Here is a 16,440-nt window from a genome sequence, read left to right as displayed (position 1 = left end):
GACGCTGCACTGGCGGGTGAACAGCCTGCTTGCGCCGCAGCTTTTCGGGGAATCCGGGCGCCTGCTTGCGGCAGAGGTCGCGCAGGCGACGGACGGGGCCTTTACCATGGCCGTCCACAACCAGCTCGTTCTGGACGTGAACGCGTTCGAGGCACTGCGATCCGGCCTTGTCGATGCCGTGTGGGGGTCTCCCGGTCACCACCACCGCGAAGACCCCGCCCTGACCCTGTTCGGCGGATTTCCGTTCGGGCCCGATCCGGCCGCATTCACCGCGTGGATGCAAGACGGCGGCGGCGCGGCGGCGCTCAACGCGCAGTATCGGCGACACGGACTGCGCAGCATCTATTGCGGCGCACTACCCGCCGAAGGTGGCGGCTGGTTCAGGTTTCCGGTCGCGCGCGTGCAGGATCTCGACGGGCTGTCGATGCGGGCCTTCGGATACGGGGCCAGCACGTTGCAGGCCCTGGGTGTCACGACCTACGAACTGCCCGCCGCCGACATTCGACCCGCCTACGAGATCGGGATCATCGACGCCGCCGAATTCGCGATGCCGTCCATTGACGACGAACTGGGCCTGGACGAGATGGCGCCCTACCTGCTTCTGCCGGGCTGGCAGCAACCGGCCACGTCACTGGAACTCTTGATGCTCGAGACGACGTGGCTGGAACTGCCGGACGGGTTTCGCGATGCGGTCAGCCGGGCATGCGACGCGGTTTCCCGCTGGACCCTGGAGGTCGCCCAACCGCGACAGGAGACGGCGATCGCCGGTTTTCGGTCGAATGGGGTGGAAATCCGCCAATGGCCCGACGACGTCCTCGCGGCGCTGGAGCAGGCCTGGGCCGGGGTCGTCGCGGCAGAGATGGCAGCCGATCCGCAAGTCAGCCTCGGCTGGCAGAGCTACCGACGGTTCCTCGAAACCGGCGCGCCTGCCGGCCCCCGCGCCGAGGGGAACTAGCCCGGCAACCCCGCCAAACGCAGCCCGTCAAGCACCACGTCCAGCCCGCGCTGCCCGGTCATGCGATCGAGCGACAGGGCAACGGTTTCGCGTGTGCGTTCGGGGCGCCTTTGCAGCGTCGCCTCCACCACGATCCGCGCGCGATCGATCTGTCCGGCATGTGCAAGGCTCGCCGCCAGGAACCACCCCATGTCGTGGCGGGGTCCGCCGAAGGTGCCGGCCCCTTGCAGGCGCCCGAATTCCTCAGCCGCCCGCGCGGGGGCGCCGGCCAGCAGATACGCCATTCCGGCAATCTCGCGGTACCGGTCGGACGGAACGGGCATCCCGGTGCGTGCGCGTTCGAGGACCGGCAACGCCTCACCGGCCCGATCGTTGGCCGTCAGCGCAGCCGCCAGAGCGACCAGCGCATCCGGATCGTTCGGCGCGAGCGTCACCGCAGCCTTCGCGATGGCCAGCGCGTCCACGCGCGACCGTGTATCCCGAAACGGTGCATCGAGGCGAACTTCCGAAAGGATGCGATAGGCTCTCGCGCCGCCGTCCAGCGCCATCGCGCGCTCCAGCGCGGCGAGCGCCTTGTCGAGTTCGCGCCTGCCGCCGCCCCAGGCCGCATGCTTGACCTCCAGCCAATATGTCTCTGCCAGCGCGGCCCACGCCGCCGCGTTGTCCGGGTCCTGCGCGAGCGCGGCTTCCAGACGACCCTGCCGGGCGTCATTGGCCGCCCGGTCGCGCCAGTCCGGGTCATGGGGCGCCACGGCCAGCATGTCTTGTGCGTCGGGCCGCGCCTGCAACCGGGCGGCCCGGTCGGGAACCGCGATCGCGCTGCTCAGGGCCGCGATGCCGATGCCAGCAAGACCCGCCGTGACCAGGATCGCACCGGCGCGGACGACAGGCTTCCGGCGGTAGGCTCTCGCGACCCGAGACGGCTCCGTTTCCAGGACGTAGCCGCGCCGCGGCACAGTGCGCAGCAGATGCGCGGCATCCTTGCCGAGCGCCCTTCGGATGTCGCTGATACATTGCGACAGCGACTCTTCCGTCACGGTGACATCCGTCCAGACCGCCGAGATCAGGTCGTCCCGGGACACCAGCCGGCCCCGGCGATCCAACAGCACCTCAAGCACACGGTAGGACTTCGGGCGCAGGTGGGGCGGTTCGGGCGATCCATCCTCGAGCCTGCCCAGCCGTCGGTTCAGGACGAAGTGCCCTATTCTGGCATCCGATGCGTTCATGGCCCCGATCCAGAGATGTGAAGGGCAATATTAGCAGAATTTCCGGATTCTTTCACCTGTCTCTCAGGACTTGGCCCGGGCCGTGGCCGACCGTCATCGGATCACCGCAGCCGGAGCGCAGCCCATGACCGTTTTCCAGACCTCCGCCGCCGCCGCTGTACTTGTCGCGGCAATGTCCATGCCCGCCGCGGCGGAACAGCGAACCGCGCCGTCGATCCTGGACTTCATCAGCCTCTGGCTGCAATCCGAGTACCAGTTGGGCAGGCCGTCGGCGCCACCGGACATCGTGGCCATGTCATCGGCCGATCTGATCGCACGCCGCTATGGCGACGGTGCCGACGCCGGTCCGACCGGGATCATGGCGCTTTACGACGCGGAGGCAGGGGCAATCCTCGTGTCCGAGGGCTGGACGGGCGGCACCGTCGCCGAAATCTCGATCATCGTGCACGAGATGGTCCACCATTTGCAGCGGGAGGCGGGAACGGTGTTCGCCTGCCCCGCGGAACGCGAGCGGCTTGCCTACCGCGCGCAGGACGATTGGCTGAAGCTCTTCGGCCAGGATCTTCACGGCGCGTTCGGGATCGACCCGGCGCTGATCCTCGTGGCGACCGTCTGCACCCATTGACATGACGGGACCGCGACAGCGCGCGCATCGCGGCACCACCTGGTCGCCCGGAAGCTCCCTGCACTCGGACGCAGGTCGGCAAGCGCGGCCCCGGGGCGTTCAGTTCCGGAGGACGTCGCCGACAAAGCCATCGAGAACTTTGCCTATCGAATGCCTTTCATGGTGAGGACGTACCCTGATCCCCGGACACTTCTGATGGGGATCGGGGTCCCGTCGGGACGTACAAGCTTCCGCCTCAGACGTACGACCAACCCGTCCACGAGCCTGAGATCCGCAACGCTCCTGCCATCCCGGATGGCAGCCACGATCTCGGCGCGGCTGACGATGCGACCAGCGTTGCGCAGGAAGTATGTCAACAGATCGAATTCTGATGGCGTCAGGTGAACGACGTTCTTGCCGGTGTCAAATACAACTCTCTCGTTAAGATCGATCGTCCAGTTCTCAAGATGCAGGGTCGGCCCTTCAATCGGTGAAGGAGAGACGGTGGCGGGCAAATCCGAATTTGCCACATGACGCCGTGTGTTCAGACGCCGGATAACGCTGGATACTCTCGCACGAAGTTCGCGCGTGCCGAATGGCTTTGCCACATAGTCGTCAGCACCGCTTTCAAACCCCAGGACTACATCAACTTCAGTTGCCTTTCCGCTGATGAGAACAATTCCTGCGTCCGATCGCCGCCTGATTTCCTGCGCGATCTCAAGCCCGTTCGCGCCAGGAAGAACCAGGTCGATCAAGTAGACATCGATTGAGCACACAGATTCAATGTCTTTAAATTCACGAACGTCGTTTGCTACATAGACTTTATGACCATCAATTCGCAATACTTGACTCACCAGTTCAGTCACGCCAATGGTGTCATCAAGAACCAAAATATTGCAGCTACTCATCACGCCTCATCCCTTTGCGTCGTTCTTGTTCCACGCCCGCAAACACGCAGATCACACTACCCCGAGCTGCATTTATTCAATACACAGCGTGTATCTTTACCCTCTGGCGATCATATCTGCGCATGTTTCGCACGCGAAATGTTTCTGATGGTACATTTCCACGGTAATCAGCAGGGATTTTGACTGTGGCTGGCAACTGCCTTGTCATTCTTTTGCTGCGTTTTCCATGCTTTACAACCTGAGGTGAAACGCACCTGCCTGTCCGAACCCGTGGGCAGAAGACCGGCGGAAGAGAGAATTCCGCGCGCACAACTCCGCGGGTGGCTCATCGTTTTCCCTGCGCTCATTCCCCCCGCAGGCCTTGGTCATAGACCACATGCACGTCGACGCGCCGGTCGATCAGGGAACTGTCCGCGCCCTGGCCGATCGCGAAGCTTCGGCTGTTTCCAACCCCGGACACCTGAACGAGGCGCTCACGCGCAATGCCGCGCCGCAAGAGAAACGCAAGGACTGCCTGCGCTCTCTCTTCGTCGACGTTCTCCAGTCCGGCAGCCAACTCGTCACGGTCCGCATGACCCCATATGGTCACACGGGCCGTCGGGTGCTTTTCCAGGGTCAGTGCCAGGTCCGCTAGAACAGGCACGTTCGGGTCGAGGATGTTCGAGCTGCCGCTGTCGAAGAACACGATATGGCCAGATGGCGCGACTTCGGCAGGAGCCAGGCGCACACCGCCAGACTGGGTCGCCTCCTGCCGGGGAGCGCATGCCGCCAATCCCAGCAAGGAAAGCATGACCGCCGCAACACCAAGCCGAAACGGTCGGCTACTGACAATCGCCCCCGTCATCATTCGCTCGTGGCCGAGCCGCCCAGGTCGCCGCGAGAGGCGGAAACTCCGTTGCGAGCGGTTGCCGTCCTCGTGTCGTCGCTCGAGTAGGCCGAAGTGCGGTCGACCTGTCCATTCCCGTCGACATCGGGATCACCCTCGCCCGCGGTCGAGTTGCGGTCGTTGGTTGCCGCAACCTGCTCTCCGCCCGCTGTCCTCTCGGCGGTCGTGCCATTTCCCTCGGTCTGGTGCCCGACTTGCGGATCGAGGCCGGGCTCGGGATCCGGTGCGGGCGCACTGTGGCGAGGAGGCTGTCCGGTGCCGTTCGCCGGGATTGGTGCAGGAGTTATCAGCACATAAGGACAAGGCTGGGGCACGGCGCTGTATTCATCCTCGATCCAGCTGCCATCCTTCAGCTGGACCATCGGCACGCCCTGTTCCACCTTGCATTCTTCTTCGGGACTGCACGCGGCGACTGCCAGAAGCGCCGCCCCCGTCAATACTAACCTATTCATGTTCTCTACTCTTCGACTGTGAGGAAGCCAGCCGGAAACTCCGGCTGGCCCTTGTCGCTTGAACGCGGGTGGATCAGAAGATCGTGCTGCCGAAGAACCCGGTGTCGATGTGGGTATCGCCGAAGCCACCATTCTGAAGGTTCTGGCACTGCGAGACATTCGCACCGCTGGCGCAATCGGATGAGAAGGTGGCGTTGACGTCGACCTCGCCGCCGAAGAAGCCGGCGCCTTCCGATGCGCCAAAGGCGGAACCGACACCAACAGACGAGGAATCGGCAAAGGCATCGCCGAAGTAGTTCGAGCTCACGACGACGTCGACGCCCGCCTCCTGTTCGCGAGCCTCAACCAGACCGCCATCTGCGGATATGGCTTCGATCTCGTCGACAGTGGCGTCGGCAAACAGGCTGTTCTGTGCAGAGGACGAGCCGACGAAGTCTTCGTTGCCGCCTGTGGTCCCTGCCCCGGTAAAGGACGCAAACGAACCGTTGACCGAAGCGGCGGCATCCGCGCCGAAAGCGCCCGTCCCGGTAAGTTCGCTGCCGGCCGCCGACCAGCCCAGACCCGCGCTGCTGCCGCCTGCAACCATCGCGGTCCCCTCGCTCAGAGAGGTAAGGCTCTCGCTGGAGCCGAAGCCGACCGTGGCGGCATCCGCGCTACTACGGTCGGTGTAGGTGATATCCATGTCCTCGACATCCGCGTGGTTGTCGAATTGACCTAGGTTTGCATAGAGATCGGACCCGCTATCGACATCAGCATCGAGATCGAGGGACCGGTCAGAGGCGAAGGCGCTGGAGCCGACGAAGCCGTCGCCCTTGCCCAGGACCATGGCCGACGAGTTTTCAGAGAAAGACATCGCGCCAGCGGTTCCGTGCGACACGTTCTGGTCGATGGACAGGGTTTGGCCCGAATCCGTGTCGATCCAATCAGCTTCGCGAGACCAGCCCGACGAAGCCTCGAACTCGGCCGACGTCTCTGCGGTGTTCCCCGCGCCGGCCGTACCGACACCGACCGCCGAGGACGAGCCGACGGTGAGGTTCGAGTAGTCGATGTCGAGTTCGGAACCACCGTAACGCTCGTCGTTGGCCCCGCTCCCAGCATCGAAACTGCTCTGGTAGCTGAACTGTTCGAGATTCACGGTGAAATTCTGGTCGACGTCCACGCTCGAAGATCCGACGAACCCGTTATCCGCCCCGGCGGTCGAGCTGAAACCGGAATAGGATGTGCCGACGCCGCTGAACCCTGCACCATAGGAGGCGCCGGCGTCGATGGTGCCGACATCGGCAGCAGCGGGAATTGCCATGCACAGGGCGATGGCAGACGAGATTAGCAGTGTGTTCCGCATGTTTTCTGTTTCCTTGTTTTTTTGGGCTGCCCTTTTGCTAGACGCAGCCGACTTCACATGTGCCTTGCGACACAGCCTCTTCCCTTGAGCACCTCCGCCATGAGCGCCGGAGCCTGCTTGGGAAGAACTACGACACACCCCCCCTGTGCCTTCGTGCCGACACCCGGTTCGCCGGCACGATGCGGCTCTCCGGTATCGACAAACACTCCAATATCCTTCGCCACTTCGCCGACGATCGGGTCTGAAAGCATGACGCCCACTGCAAGACGCTGAAGATCGCTCCGCATCTCCGGTATCTGTTGCGATGATGCGAGGATCGCCTGCACCCAGGCACGACGCGTGCATGAATCGTCCAGCGACGACCGCCCGAACCCCAGCGCCACGGCGCCGGGAAAGCCCGCGCTGCCGCTGGCCCCGGAACCGGCGCATGGCCCCGCCCCGAACGAAGTGAGCCCTGGCGCCGATGCGATGCGACTGTTGTTGGAAAAATCGGCTCCGGTGTTCACATCGCCGAATACGCCGTTCGCCGCCGCCTGCGTCTGGTTATTGAGATCCGCGCTCACGCCGCTTCCGGATGATCCGGCATCCTGCCCCATGCCCTCCAGCGGGTACAGGGCCACCAGGACGCATAGAGCCAGGAATCTCATGACGCTTACCCCACAATCCAACAACAACCGTGCAGCCGGTCGGCACAGCACCAAGGCAGCGCGATGCAACCTTCTCACCGGATTGATGTTTAGCGGAGCTACGGGCGAAAATATGGCCGGGATGTTTAATTATTGTGTAAAAGCAACATTCTAAGCGGCAACCCTGATGCGCCGGGCCATATCGGTCGGGATGCCTGGCCGCTTGCCCCAAACACGGGCCAGCCGCCCCGGGAATTTAGCTACCTGAAACGGATCGGTTTCACCGAGATGTTGCGCATCTGGACCGTGAAGCCTTCGGTCGGCGCGGTCCGCCCCTCGGGCCGCAGGCCGTCCAGCCGACCCCGCTCGCCGTAACCGCGGAAGAGGATGCCAAGCTGGAACTGGATCGGCTTGTTCGGTTCCTGCAAAGCGGGCACGCACTGGTACACGCCCTGCTGGCCGCAATCCGGCGGGATCGCCGTGCGGCCGGTACGGGCCAGCACGACACGGTCGTTGCACACCACGCGGATCACCCCGTCGTCGTTCATCGACCACCGGACCTGAACCCTTATGCTGTTCCATCCGCCCAGCCCGGCCGGCGGGATGCACACCACGTCGTCAAAGGTCAGGCCCCGGCGCGCATCCAGATGCATGGTGTGGATGTGGTTCTTGATGGTGTTGATCCGCTGCCATTCGGCCACTTCCAGAAGGCTGCGGCGATTGGGCCCGCCTCCGTATTTCAGCCCTGCGGGCACCAGGATCTCGAAGGCGTACTGGACCGAGTCGCCGAGCCTTGCATAGCGATCATAGCCGATCCTGGAGCGAAGATTGCCGTTGAAGCAGTCCGACTCGCCGCGGCCGTCGCCGTAGTCTATGGCGCTGCAATCTCCGGCGCGGACATGGAAAGTGGTGATGCCCCGCGCATGTTCGGGATCACGCCCGTTGAAAACGTGATCCCCGAAGCCGGCCGGGGCGGCCTGCGCCGGCAGGCTCAGCGCGACCATCATCAGGAACGTTGCAGCAAAGCGCCACATCGGCGGACCCCCGTACCTGTCTACCCCAGGGTCCCACTTGCCGGCAATTCCGTCAATTCAAGTCTTGTCCGCGCACCGGGGGGACTGCCGCGCGCATCCCGAAAAGCCGTCGAACTTCCTGCATCGGTCGAGCATGCCGGATGAGCCGAACGCGCAAGCGGATCATCCCGATGGCCCCGGCATCGCAAAGGAACCGCGCGACTGGAAGGGCGCCTTCCCGCGCAGGCGGCGGAACCTTGTCTTCCCCAATGGCGCCGGTCTCATCGAGAGCCGCGCGACCATCCATCAGCGCGCGTTCAAGCCGTTCCTGGCCGAGAACGGGATCGTGGACGAGGACCGCAGGGATCCCGCCCAGGCGCGCTGACCCGCCGCATCGCCACGCGCTGGCGGCCCGAATTTGCATAATCAGCCGAAATTGCTTATACCGCGCATTCCGCGAAAAAAGAGTGTCGAGAAATTCAAAAATTTCGGTCCTGTTTTGAAACAGACCGAACGTACTGCATAATAAGGAGAAAATATGACTTCGAAGGATCCGAGCAAAGGTTATGTTGCTATTCTTGGATGGAGTCTAAGGTGTATTGACGCGCTCGAGAAATTCGACCGTCGCTACCTGATTGTCGCGCCAAAATGGGCCGAGGACTACGCCAGGAAGCATGACATCCCCTTCCTCAGCTGGGATTTCGAACGTCTGAACGACCGGTCCTTCGAACTCGCGTCGAACCTGAAGGAAATGGGGATCGACGTCGCCATCCCGTTGTTCGAGGAAACGGTGGAATGGGCCGGCGCGATCAATTCCGTGCTGATGGACAACCCCCGCTTGCTGGGTCAGTCGATGCTGTTCCGGGACAAGTCTCTGATGAAGAGACGCGCACAGCTGGGCGGTATCCGCGTCGGCATTTTCGAGGAAGCGATGGATCAGTCCGATGTGATCCGGTTTCTCAAGCGCGTGAACCAGACGCTGCTGAAGCTTGATGGCGACCCCAACGACCCGATCCATTTCAAGGCATTCGACAAGGCCGGCTGTCTTGGCCACCGGGTCATCCGCTCGCCCGACGATGTGGCCGCGATTGCGGACGAGGAATTTCCCGCCCTGCTGGAGTCGCATCTGGACGGTTGGGAATTCGCCGTCGAGGCGTGGATCAAGGATCGCAAGATCCAGTTCCTGAACATCTCGGAATACGTCACGCTGGGCTATTCTGTCTTCGTGCCAGCGACGCCCGAGCTGGAAAAATACCGCGACAAGATCACCGAACAGATCGAAAACCTGATCGAGGTCTTCGACATCGACTTCGGTTTCATTCACCCGGAATATTTCGTGACAAACGACGGCACGATGTATTTCGGCGAAGTGGCCTATCGCCCGCCGGGCTTCAACGCGTTCGAGTTGATGGAACGCGCCTACGGCTTCAACGCCTATCAGGGGCTGGTACTGGCGTTTGACCCCAAGGCGACGCAAGAAGAGCTGGACGCCTTTTTCCCCAACCCGGTCGAGGATGCGTTGGGCCATGCGGGCTGTTTCGGGGTCTATCCGCGCCGCAGGGTGGTGAGCGAACTGAGCCTTCCCAGCGACACCGAGAACGACCCCTATTTCGAGTTTCACGAACTCGCCCCGCCGATGGAAACGAAGGTGACCAAGCGCACGGCTTTCGGCACGCATTGGGGGCTGGTCTATTTCTTCGGCGAGGATCCGCACCGCCTGCGCGATCTTCTGAAGGCGCAGGAAGAGCTTGATTTCTACGTCTAGCAAGCTTTTCCGCCGCTCTTGCGCGCACGCCCGTGGCATCCCTTGCTTGCATTGCCATCGGTCAGTGACGACAAATCGACTGACGCTGCCGAGGCATGAACCAAGATGACCATGACGTCCGACCACGACCCCCTGCCCGCGCTCGCGCGGAATTTCGACCGGATGCTGGCGCAGCTTGCCAATGCCTCCAGCGCGGGCAAGATCAGCTACCAGGGCCGCGTGCTGGATGCCGCGTGCCGCGTCCTGAAACTGCCGGGCGGGCTGGCAGAGCTGGAACAGCGCGCGGCGAAGCTGGACGATGCCGGCGTGTTTGCCGGGACGGACTGGGCCATGCCCGCGGGGCTTGTGCCGAGCATGGTGGGAAACACGCTCAGATCGACCGACAGCCGCACGGTCGTTCTGGAATGCCTGAGCCTGTTGCGTTTCCAGGCCGTGCTGAAGGGCGAACATGCGACCCCGGCGCTCCAGCGCGAGACGGCAAGACAGTTCCTGACGCAGGTGCTTGCGCTGAACCTGGACCGGATCATCGGCACCACGACCGAGGCGGCGCGCGTGCAGGCCACGGAACTTGCACCGGCCGTCGATGCCCTTCTGCAACGGCTGCTTGCAACCGTGGGCACGGGCGGGATCCTGACACAGCTGGTCGACGAGGTCTGGCGCATCCTGCGCCAGCGCCCGCTGCAAGTGGATCATGTCAAATCGATGATCCTGCAGATAGCAGTCGCCATGAACCAGGAAGGCAGCGGGCTTGGCGTGAGCGATGCACGCAGCGGCGCGGACCGTCTGATCAGCGCGCTTTTCGGCCCCAGCCAGCTGTGCCGGGATGATCCGGGGCTTGCCGCCTATCGCGCGCGGCTGGCGGCGTCGGACTCGGGCACGCTTCAGGCCGAAGCGACGGGCATGGCGCGCGCGATGCACGATACCGGGCTGGTTTCCGATTACCACACGGCGCTCCTGCACTTCATCCTTGATAGCGGACAGACGCATCTGCTGCCTGTCGCGCTGGGGCTGAGCAGCACCGGGCTGGATGCACTGCGCTGTTACCAGCCGCTGGTGCATCGCCTGATCGAGGTCGCGCTGCATCCGGGCACGGCGCAGGGAGTGCTGTGCCTGTCGCTGATGCTGGAGCGTGGGATCATGTATTCCCCGCCCATTGCGCCGTCGCTCTGGCGGCTGCTGGGAAGCAGCCTGACGCCGGCCTGTGAAGCGGCGCTGACCATGGCCTTTGGCGAAGGCGTCAGCCCGCATCAGCGACTCGTGGCCGGTGTGGTCTGCCTGCTGGGGCTGCCGCTGGGCGTGGGGCAAGGCAACAATCCCACCTGCCAGTCCGCGCGGGCGCTGTCGATCTGGGCGCTCAACGATCCCGACTATCTGCTCTGGCTGCTTGCGCAGGCGACCTCGAATGACCGGATCGTCATTTATTTCGAGGGCGACGCGCTCGATTCCAGTCTGCTTCCCGCGGGGCTCGCCCAGAATACCCCGCTCGATGCTGACCCCGTGTCGGTGCTGCTGGTGCCGCATCTGGACCGGATCTATGCCGAGATGGGCCGCCGCGTGGCTGGCCGCCCCGAGGACCCCCATCGCTGGATCAACCCGGAACTGCATGGCTGGTGGGTTGGACGCGAGTTTCACATCGCAGTCGACATAGCCACGGGCAAGCTGCGCGATTACGACCGCTTCATTCGCGACTTCCACCTTGCCTATCATCCTCTGCACAACGGGAACGAGCCGGTCATCCATCCGCAGCCTGCCGGCATCGCCGTGACAAACAGCAACGGCGTCTTTGTCGGCTGGCATGCGATCACCATTGTCCGCGTGGCCCTGGATCAGAAGGGCGAGATGCGGGTCTATTTCTTCAACCCCAACAACGACAGCGGACAGGATTGGGGCCTGGGCATCGTCGTATCGACACATGGCAAGGGCGAGCGACTGGGAGAAGGCTCCCTGCCCTTCGCCCAATTCGCCTCGCGGCTTTATATCTTCCATGACGATGGGCTGCGCACGTCACTGGCCGTGCCGGTGGACGATGCAGAGATTGACGCGATCCGCGACATGGCCATCCGGAGCTGGGCGCGCGACCGCCTGGAGGCATAGGCCCGCGCCCATGCGGGCGGTCGGCTTTGGCCACGCGAAGATCAGCATGATCCCGCGTGTGCTCGATCGCCACGGCAGTCAGACCCGCCGCCCGGTCCGGGTGGCCGTGACGCCACTGGCCAGAAGAAACCCGCCTGGCCGCGGCCGGGTTGGCCAACCGTGTCCGATACCGGGCCGGTGGATCACGCCCGGCTCCTTTCCGCGAACGCCACGCAGATCCCGAACTCAGGCGGCCGTCCGCAGACCACCTGCAAGGATCGTCTGCCGGGCGAGGACCGCAAGCAGGTCCGACCGCGTCATGATGCCCGCAAGGCGCGATCCCTCGACAACGGGGGCCGCCTGCACCCGCCCGTCCGCCAGCAGCTGGACAAGCACGCCGATCCCGTCGGTCGGTCGCACCGTGCAAAGCTCTGTCGTCATGATGTCCCGCGCGCACAGGCGTCCGTCGCCTCCTGCGGCCAGAAGGCCCGTCATTGCCGCGGCAAAGCCCCTGCCGCTGCGGGTCGCGTCAAGACGGGCACGCTGGATCAGGTCGTTCTGGGTGATGATGCCGCGCAGCGTGCCGTCGGTGTCGACGACCGGAAGCGTCTTGAACCGGTGCTTGCGGAACAGGTCCGCCACCCGCCGGGCCCGGGTATCGGGCGTGACGCTTACCACATCGCCCGACATGACTTCGCCGCAGGTCAGCCCCTTGAAATGGCGGCGCGCCGCCTCGGCCTCGGCGGCGGCAAGGATCCGCGCGAAATCCTCGGCGCCGATATTGGCGCTCAGGTTGAACCGCTCGAGCACGGCTGCAAGATCCTCGCTCGAAAGCCCGAGGCGGCGTGTGTTCGCATCCCGCATCGTCGCGCGCCGATCGGCCCCTGCCGGCTGGCGGAACGGATACTTCCGCCCCGTCACCCGGTTGTAGAGCACCGCGACCGTGACCAGAAGCGCCGTGTCCAGCATGACCGGCGAAAGCACGAAGCCAAGCCCATGCGTGGCCCCCACAGGCGTCGACAGCACCGTGGCAAGCGCGACCGCGGCCCCCGGCGGATGCATCGCGCGCAGCACCGCCATGGTCAGCATGGCTGCGAGAACGGCAAGACCGGCAGACAGTTCCGGGGCAAGGCCAAGGCCCGTGACGCCGATGGCGACAAGGGCCGACGCGGCGTTCCCGACGATGGCGGACCATGGCTGCGCGAGCGGGGAATTGGGCACGGCGAACACAAGGAACGCGGTCGCCCCGAGGGGCGCGATCAGCAGGAAACGCGCCGCCTCTCCATGCCATGCCTCCAGCAGAACCAGGATGGCCCCGCACAGCCCCAGCGCCAGCCCAGCCCCAAGCCCGGAACGCAGCGCCTCGCGCCAGTTTGGCCGTGGCATCGCGGGGCCAAGCGCACGAAGCACGCGCCGCGCCCGAATACGCATCCGTGGCGCCCGGGGGAACCCTGGCTTGCCCGGCCGCGCGCGCGGGCCGTGTTCGGCCACGGCCGGTTCCGGCCCGCTTTCCCGAAAACCCCGCATCCCGTTACACCGGCGCAGAAAGATGCTGCGACGACCCGGGCGGAGCCATGAAGATCGCCGCTGCCACTGTGCCTCGCTCCTTGTCCGGGGACCGGCTGGTGACGCCGTGGTCCATGCGCATGCGGCCCCCAAGGCGGGACGCCGGGCGCCGTTCCGACCGCTCGATGCCCGAGAAGAGGCGCATTCACAAGCCCCGGGCGCGGGTGCGGCCATCGCCCGGGGCCGGATGCCCGTCGCGCCCCGGCTGCGAAGGAAGAACGCCAATCCACGGCGCGACGGCTCTGCGCGACCACTGATCCATGGCTCGGGTGCGCGGCGGGACAGTCGTTCTTTTTTGCAGGCACCTGCCTGCCCGGGCCGGCTGATGCCGGCGCGGCCCTCGCATCGGGGCACAGACCTGCCATACACGCCGGTCCTTCGGGCCGCGTTGCACATCCGCAATACGAGGCGTCACCGGCGGCTGGGCCGCGCCGACATCTGGAAACCGGGCATGACCGCGCCGCGCCGGCGCCGCAACAGGGTCGAGGCGCCTGGCCTTGGCAGGCCCCCTGCCCGGCACGCTCAACTCATTGCAGCGCCGCCTTGTAAAGGAACTCGCGCGTATCGTCCCCCATCTCTCCGAAATGGCGCTCGTGGATCTCCTCCAGCGATCCCGCGAAGATCCAGTCGCTGAGGGTGACATCCGCGAGCAGCAGCAGATCCTGATGCTCCCGCGCGACCCCTATGGCGATCGGCTCGTAGGTCAGCGGATCCCGTCTCAGGACGACTTTCCGGCCCGAGGTCTCGGCATGGCCCTTCGCGACGCCACGGGACACGAAGTAGGCATCGAGCGTGCCCTCTTCCAGCGCGGCAAACGCCTCCGGGTGGCTGTCGAAGCGGATGACCCTTTCTGCGGGCAGGTCCGCCAGAAGGATGTTCTCCATGAAGGCGGCGGTGGTGGTTCCGCCAAGGACACCGACCGTCCACCCGCTTCCGGCGATCCGCTCGATCATGTCGTCATGCGTCACATCTTCCTCGGTAAGGGCCAGCAGTTCCTCGGGCGCATCGCTCGACACGGCGACGGTCACGCCATCCTCGAACACAGGTATCGTGAAGTTCATGAAGCCGCGCCGCTCGCGGGTGATGGTCGTCACCCCGCAAAGCAGGTCGACCTCGCCGTCCCGGATCGCATCGAAACGGTCGGACGTCTCGACATCCACGAAGGTATAGGCTTCAGGATCCCCGACGATGCCGCGCGCCAGCACGGGCGCAAGCCGTCTGCACAGATCGGCGGTGTACCCCACATGGGTGTCGCCCACCTTCGCCGAAAAGGCCGCCGCATCGGTGCGGAACCCGATCCGGACCTTGTCGGCTGCCTGCTCCTGGCCGATCGCGGCAGTTGCTGCAAGAACGATAAAAGAACAAACGGAACCAGCATTCAGAATATACATCCCACGCTCTCCTTCGGTATCTTAATTCGCCCGTGCAGCATGGTATTGTTGCAACTGCAAGTCTACCACGATGACCGTGCGCGACGGTATTCGCGACCAAATGAACCACACCAGCGATGAACCGGGCCTGACCCTTTCAACTACATCCGCAGAACCGGCACCGCCGACCTGACGGGAAAACACGCGCCAGCCGATCCTGGATGCCGCATGCCGTATCCTTGTCGCGAAGGGGGCGCGCATGAACAGCGGCGCGCGTGACATGAGCCGGCCCTGCCCTTCGCGGCGGCCGGATCCCGAAGGCGCGCCGAGATTGCGCCTTCGGCAGATGGGCGTCGGCCGCCGCTGGCTGAGAGGACCGTTGCGGGGCACCCCCGGCCCGGCGGCGACCGGGTGTCAGAACTTCACTTCAAGGTTTAGACTTGCCCCATAGCTTTCGAAGTCCGACCCGAGCCCGTCGTAATGCGCACCGACCCTCAGGTTCGTTCCCGCTGCGGTGCCGTAGATGACGTTCAGATGGGTACGGCCCCGAAGGTTCTCGAACGCGGGTTCGCGGGCGGCCCCGTCCGTGGCGGAGTAGATGCCCGATACCCCGGCAACCAGCTCCAGGCTGCCCGACTGCGACGGCAGCGGGATACCGAAGTCCATGCCCGCGTTCAGCTGCATGAGGCTTACGGTCTGGCCGGGGATCACGTTGTCCAGGCTGTCCGTATAGGTCTGCTGACGATCCTCGGCATAGGTGAACTTCACCGCGGGCAGCAGGGAAATGTCCCGAACGCTGTACTGTCCCGTGACCCCGAGCTGGACCAGCCAGCGGTCCGTCTCGAAGTCGTCGGTATAGAACCCCAGCGGAGATATCTGGTTGCTGGTCTGCCCGTACAGGACGCGCCCCTCGAAATACAGCGGCTGCTCGGGTGTCTTGGCCACGAAGTAGGGCCCGGCCATCCAGCCGGTGCCGGAAACGTCCGCACTGCCGGATTCGGCACTGTCCACCTGGAGCATGGCGCCGACGAGCATGTTGGGGCTGACGAACCTGTGCGCCCCGACCGTGAACAGGGTGTACGCCTCGCCGTCCGACCAGGAACTGCTGATCTCGGTCCAGACATTGTTCTGCGAGAAGCATCCATTCAACGAACCGCTGTCTTCCGTCGCCTGGGCGCTGAAGTTCCCGCAATCGTTGTCGATCAGGAACCGGGCGATGTCCGGCTGGTTGGAGACCAGGTTATTCGTCCTGGCCAGCATGAAGGTCGCAATCTGATCCTGCGTCTCCTCGACAAGATCGTCCGTGGCGGCCATGCCGAAAGTCACCTGTGTCTGGCCGATGACCTCTCCGCCAACGTCGTCCCTGCTGACCACGATGGTGGCCAGTCCCGCGGAAGTTGACGTCAGAAGCGCGGTATACGACCCGTCATTGTTGTCGCGCATCGGTGCCTCGGCCCCGGGCGAACCTTGCCGGAGGGTTCCCATGCTGGTGGCAGCCCAGAACACGAGCCCGCCGGTCGTAACCCGCTCGCCGTTGCGGAAAACCGTCAAGGTGATCTCTGCGGTATCGACGCCATCGGCCGCCTTGACCTGAAGATCCGAGACATCGGTTGTCAGGACGTACTCGTCATCCCCGTTGGGTGTGAACTCGATT

14 protein-coding genes and 1 pseudogene are annotated in these 16,440 nt (G+C 64.5%); 5 read left to right on the top strand and 10 right to left on the bottom strand.

The features are described 5' to 3' along the window. The first annotated feature begins 16 nt into the window (after positions 1-16). The gene (locus tag HMH01_RS16920) at positions 17-955 is read left to right on the top strand and encodes an ABC transporter substrate-binding protein (protein ID WP_343035388.1); all 939 of its coding nucleotides are present in this window, start codon (positions 17-19) and stop codon (positions 953-955) included. Here the strand turns inward: HMH01_RS16920 and HMH01_RS16915 are convergent. Further along, positions 952-2,181, bottom strand: a complete 1,230-nt coding sequence (locus HMH01_RS16915; protein ID WP_171326982.1) for a winged helix-turn-helix domain-containing protein — start codon at positions 2,179-2,181, stop codon at positions 952-954. The genes HMH01_RS16920 and HMH01_RS16915 overlap by 4 nt on opposite strands. A gap of 124 nt (positions 2,182-2,305) precedes the next feature. Between HMH01_RS16915 and HMH01_RS16910 the strand changes: the two genes are divergently transcribed. Further along, positions 2,306-2,806, top strand: a complete 501-nt coding sequence (locus tag HMH01_RS16910; protein WP_246237463.1) for a DUF6647 family protein — start codon at positions 2,306-2,308, stop codon at positions 2,804-2,806. A 143-nt stretch (positions 2,807-2,949) separates the two neighbouring features. Here HMH01_RS16910 and HMH01_RS16905 read toward each other — a convergent pair whose 3' ends face one another. The 6 genes from HMH01_RS16905 to HMH01_RS16880 form a co-directional block, all read right to left on the bottom strand. Beyond that, entirely contained in the window at positions 2,950-3,693 is a 744-nt protein-coding gene (locus HMH01_RS16905) for a response regulator transcription factor (RefSeq protein ID WP_171326981.1), read from the bottom strand. Between the two features lie 343 nt (positions 3,694-4,036). Then, positions 4,037-4,537 (bottom strand): OmpA family protein, encoded by a 501-nt coding sequence (locus HMH01_RS16900; protein ID WP_171326980.1) that lies wholly within the window; start codon positions 4,535-4,537, stop codon positions 4,037-4,039. Then, positions 4,537-5,031 carry a hypothetical protein gene (locus tag HMH01_RS16895; protein WP_171326979.1) on the bottom strand — a complete coding sequence of 165 codons (495 nt, stop codon included), beginning with the start codon at positions 5,029-5,031 and terminating at the stop codon, positions 4,537-4,539. Before HMH01_RS16895 ends, HMH01_RS16900 begins: the two co-directional genes overlap by 1 nt. Before the next feature lie 73 nt (positions 5,032-5,104). After that, positions 5,105-6,373, bottom strand: a complete 1,269-nt coding sequence (locus tag HMH01_RS16890) for a hypothetical protein (protein ID WP_171326978.1) — start codon at positions 6,371-6,373, stop codon at positions 5,105-5,107. A 53-nt stretch (positions 6,374-6,426) separates the two neighbouring features. Beyond that, positions 6,427-7,020 carry a hypothetical protein gene (locus HMH01_RS16885; RefSeq protein ID WP_171326977.1) on the bottom strand — a complete coding sequence of 198 codons (594 nt, stop codon included), beginning with the start codon at positions 7,018-7,020 and terminating at the stop codon, positions 6,427-6,429. Between the two features lie 239 nt (positions 7,021-7,259). Continuing rightward, complete coding sequence (locus HMH01_RS16880) at positions 7,260-8,033, bottom strand: hypothetical protein (RefSeq protein ID WP_171326976.1); 774 nt, start codon at positions 8,031-8,033, stop codon at positions 7,260-7,262. 133 nt (positions 8,034-8,166) lie between these two features. On the opposite strand from HMH01_RS16880, the gene HMH01_RS16875 reads away from it, so the two are divergent. The 3 genes from HMH01_RS16875 to HMH01_RS16865 all read left to right on the top strand — a co-directional run bounded on the left by HMH01_RS16875 (position 8,167) and on the right by HMH01_RS16865 (position 11,871). Next, a complete protein-coding gene (locus tag HMH01_RS16875; protein ID WP_171326975.1) occupies positions 8,167-8,397 on the top strand; it encodes a hypothetical protein in 231 nt (76 codons plus the stop codon). Positions 8,398-8,550: 153 nt separating this feature from the next. After that, entirely contained in the window at positions 8,551-9,777 is a 1,227-nt protein-coding gene (locus tag HMH01_RS16870; protein ID WP_171326974.1) for an ATP-grasp domain-containing protein, read from the top strand. Positions 9,778-9,882: 105 nt separating this feature from the next. Then, positions 9,883-11,871, top strand: coding sequence for a hypothetical protein (locus HMH01_RS16865; protein ID WP_171326973.1), 1,989 nt, complete (start codon positions 9,883-9,885; stop codon positions 11,869-11,871). Between the two features lie 225 nt (positions 11,872-12,096). Here the strand turns inward: HMH01_RS16865 and HMH01_RS16860 are convergent, their stop codons facing one another. From HMH01_RS16860 to HMH01_RS16850, 3 genes and pseudogenes are all read right to left on the bottom strand, one after another. Then, positions 12,097-13,236 (bottom strand): HPP family protein, encoded by a 1,140-nt coding sequence (locus HMH01_RS16860; protein WP_171326972.1) that lies wholly within the window; start codon positions 13,234-13,236, stop codon positions 12,097-12,099. A 707-nt stretch (positions 13,237-13,943) separates the two neighbouring features. Beyond that, positions 13,944-14,807: a transporter substrate-binding domain-containing protein gene (locus HMH01_RS16855; protein ID WP_171326971.1), complete on the bottom strand. Its 864-nt coding sequence runs from the start codon at positions 14,805-14,807 to the stop codon at positions 13,944-13,946. 393 nt (positions 14,808-15,200) lie between these two features. After that, positions 15,201-16,440, bottom strand: a pseudogene (locus tag HMH01_RS16850) (hypothetical protein); the annotation flags it as partial.

It is taken from the genome of Halovulum dunhuangense, assembly GCF_013093415.1.
Classification (GTDB): domain Bacteria; phylum Pseudomonadota; class Alphaproteobacteria; order Rhodobacterales; family Rhodobacteraceae; genus Halovulum; species Halovulum dunhuangense.
This window is presented reverse-complemented; position numbering and strand designations above follow the sequence as displayed.

Coding starts and splice junctions, on each gene's coding strand:
- HMH01_RS16915 (WP_171326982.1), bottom strand. CDS start 2,181: ATGAACGCATCGGATGCCAGAATAGGGCACTTCGTCCTGAACCGACGG.
- HMH01_RS16910 (WP_246237463.1), top strand. CDS start 2,306: ATGACCGTTTTCCAGACCTCCGCCGCCGCCGCTGTACTTGTCGCGGCA.
- HMH01_RS16905 (WP_171326981.1), bottom strand. CDS start 3,693: ATGAGTAGCTGCAATATTTTGGTTCTTGATGACACCATTGGCGTGACT.
- HMH01_RS16900 (WP_171326980.1), bottom strand. CDS start 4,537: ATGACGGGGGCGATTGTCAGTAGCCGACCGTTTCGGCTTGGTGTTGCG.
- HMH01_RS16895 (WP_171326979.1), bottom strand. CDS start 5,031: ATGAATAGGTTAGTATTGACGGGGGCGGCGCTTCTGGCAGTCGCCGCG.
- HMH01_RS16890 (WP_171326978.1), bottom strand. CDS start 6,373: ATGCGGAACACACTGCTAATCTCGTCTGCCATCGCCCTGTGCATGGCA.
- HMH01_RS16885 (WP_171326977.1), bottom strand. CDS start 7,020: ATGAGATTCCTGGCTCTATGCGTCCTGGTGGCCCTGTACCCGCTGGAG.
- HMH01_RS16880 (WP_171326976.1), bottom strand. CDS start 8,033: ATGTGGCGCTTTGCTGCAACGTTCCTGATGATGGTCGCGCTGAGCCTG.
- HMH01_RS16875 (WP_171326975.1), top strand. CDS start 8,167: ATGCCGGATGAGCCGAACGCGCAAGCGGATCATCCCGATGGCCCCGGC.
- HMH01_RS16870 (WP_171326974.1), top strand. CDS start 8,551: ATGACTTCGAAGGATCCGAGCAAAGGTTATGTTGCTATTCTTGGATGG.
- HMH01_RS16865 (WP_171326973.1), top strand. CDS start 9,883: ATGACCATGACGTCCGACCACGACCCCCTGCCCGCGCTCGCGCGGAAT.
- HMH01_RS16860 (WP_171326972.1), bottom strand. CDS start 13,236: ATGCCACGGCCAAACTGGCGCGAGGCGCTGCGTTCCGGGCTTGGGGCT.
- HMH01_RS16855 (WP_171326971.1), bottom strand. CDS start 14,807: ATGTATATTCTGAATGCTGGTTCCGTTTGTTCTTTTATCGTTCTTGCA.